This is a genomic window from Staphylococcus sp. HMSC34G04, assembly GCF_001838765.1.
Classification (GTDB): domain Bacteria; phylum Bacillota; class Bacilli; order Staphylococcales; family Staphylococcaceae; genus Staphylococcus; species Staphylococcus epidermidis.
In genome coordinates this window covers 1-2,278 of the sequence record NZ_KV838702.1, presented here as the reverse complement: position 1 = coordinate 2,278, position 2,278 = coordinate 1, and the positions used below count along the sequence as shown (strand labels likewise).

Annotated in this window: 2 protein-coding genes; both read left to right on the top strand. The window is 30.6% G+C overall.

Translation table 11 applies throughout. The annotated features are described in order from the left end of the window. Positions 1-578 precede the first annotated feature (578 nt). Entirely contained in the window at positions 579-974 is a 396-nt protein-coding gene (locus tag HMPREF3241_RS02050; RefSeq protein ID WP_002447412.1) for a CHAP domain-containing protein, read from the top strand. Between the two features lie 26 nt (positions 975-1,000). Further along, the gene (locus HMPREF3241_RS02045; RefSeq protein ID WP_002447411.1) at positions 1,001-2,236 is read left to right on the top strand and encodes an aminoacyltransferase; all 1,236 of its coding nucleotides are present in this window, start codon (positions 1,001-1,003) and stop codon (positions 2,234-2,236) included. The last annotated feature ends 42 nt before the right edge of the window (positions 2,237-2,278 follow it).

Genomic DNA, 2,278 nt, shown 5'->3' with positions numbered 1-2,278 from the left:
ATTATGTCAACTCAACACAAAGGGACAAACGCTGAAATGACGGCGTTTGCCCCTTCGTTTTTGGATTATCGATTATTCATATTTTATACATACCCTTAACCACGCGCTTTCATGCATTCTCATTAAATGAAATTTTGTATCTTTATTCAACTTTAAATAGTCTAAAAAATAGACGATACAATGCCGTCTATTTTTTAGATACTGATGATATTATATACGTAAGTATTGCATACTGTATGCGTGTATATTGTATGCTTGCATACAAGTTTAGAGACATTTTGTTATAATTGGGAAGTCGTCTATCTCTCAGACGTCAATTTGACGTAGAGAGAAGGTGCGTACTCATGACTGCAATATTTGTTTATATCATAGTATCTATTTTTATAGATTGCTGTGGTGTGTTGTTTCGTTTTTGGCTAGAACAACGCAGTAAAAAATAGGCGACATAGCCAAACACAAAGTGTTGGCCTCTTAAACCAGACTTGAGTACCCCTCCATAGTAATATTACATTTGTATATTATTTAATTTTAATATAATATTATAAACGGGGTCTGAAGTCAAGGAGGAAAATTCTTTGATGTTAAAAAAATTAATTACATACACTTTATTATCTTCGATAGCGCTAACAGGCGTTAATATGTTGGAATATAGTCCAAAGATTGATCAAAATCATATCGCTCAAGTAGCAGAAATCGATAAATATCCACGGCCGATAAAAAAACAACAGCCAAACTATCATACGAAAAATAATTGTACGTGGTACGTACATAATAAAAGAAATCAAACAAAAAGATATCTTCCATCTAGTTTCACAGATGCAAAAAGTTGGCTTAATGAAGCCAAAAGAGCTGGATTTGCTACAGGTAAAAAACCAATAGCTGGCTCTATTCTTCAAACTTCTAAAGGCGGTGGTGGTTATGGCACTCGTACTTTAACTAAGAAACAAGCTGTGCAATACAATTATATTTATTAATTAGAACTAATGAAAAAGGTGGAAAAATGAAATTTGTTACATTAACAGAACAAGAATATCAATTGTTTATAGAAAAACATGTTGTACATTACACGCAATCTATTGAACATTATAACTATAGACAAAAACATAAAACAGACGTCCATTTGGTAGGCGTTAAAGACAATGAAGAAGTTATAGCTGCGTGTTTACTATCTGAAGCACAAGTTTTAAAAATATTTAAATATTTTTATTCTCACAGAGGTCCAGTATTAGATTTTAACAATGAAAAATTAGTTGAATGTTTTTTTACTGGGTTAACTCGATATTTAAAACGACATAAAGGATTATTTGTTTTAGTTGATCCTTATATATTAGAAAATAATAGAGATGCAGATGGACGTATATTGAAGTCATACGATAATTCCAATTTAATAAACCAACTCAACCATTTAGGCTATCAATATCAAGGTCATAGTATAGGCTATTCTGATACAAGCCAAATACGCTGGTTATCTGTTTTAGACTTGGAAGGTAAAAACGAAAAAGACATTTTAAATGAAATGGATTACCAAACTAGAAGAAATATTAAAAAGACATACGAGATGGGTGTAGAGGTTAAAACACTAGACATTTCACAGACAGACCAATTCTTTGAATTGTTCCGAATGGCAGAAGAAAAGCATGACTTTAAATTTAGAGAGAAAGATTATTTTGAAGAAATGCAAAACATCTATAATAATAATTCTGCTTTGAAATTAGCGTATATAGATTTAAAAAAATACTTAAACCAGTTAAATAACAAAGAGTTAGTGCTTAATGAACAAATAGAGGAAATTAAAGCAAAGCTAAAAGATAACCCGAATTCAAAAAAGAATAAAAATAAGTACCAAGAATTAAATAAACAATTAACAAGTAACCGAAAGCATATTACAGAAACTGAAAATTTAATCAAAATTGACGGGGATGTACTTCATTTAGCGTCGGCATATTATATCTGGAATAAAGATGAGGTTTATTATTTATCAAGTGGATCTAACCCTGAATATAACCAATTTATGGGGGCATATCGATTACAATGGGATATGATAAAGTTTGCATTAAATAATAATATACCGAGATATAATTTTTATGGGATTACTGGAAATTTTAGTGAAAATGCTGAAGATTATGGTGTGCAGCAATTTAAAAAAGGTTTTAACGCCCATGTCGAAGAATACGTTGGAGATTTCATCAAACCTATACGCCCTATTTTTCACAAGGTTTATAAGTTACTTAAATAACACAATAAAATTGGTTCTGTTGCAAAGTTAAAATTATATGCA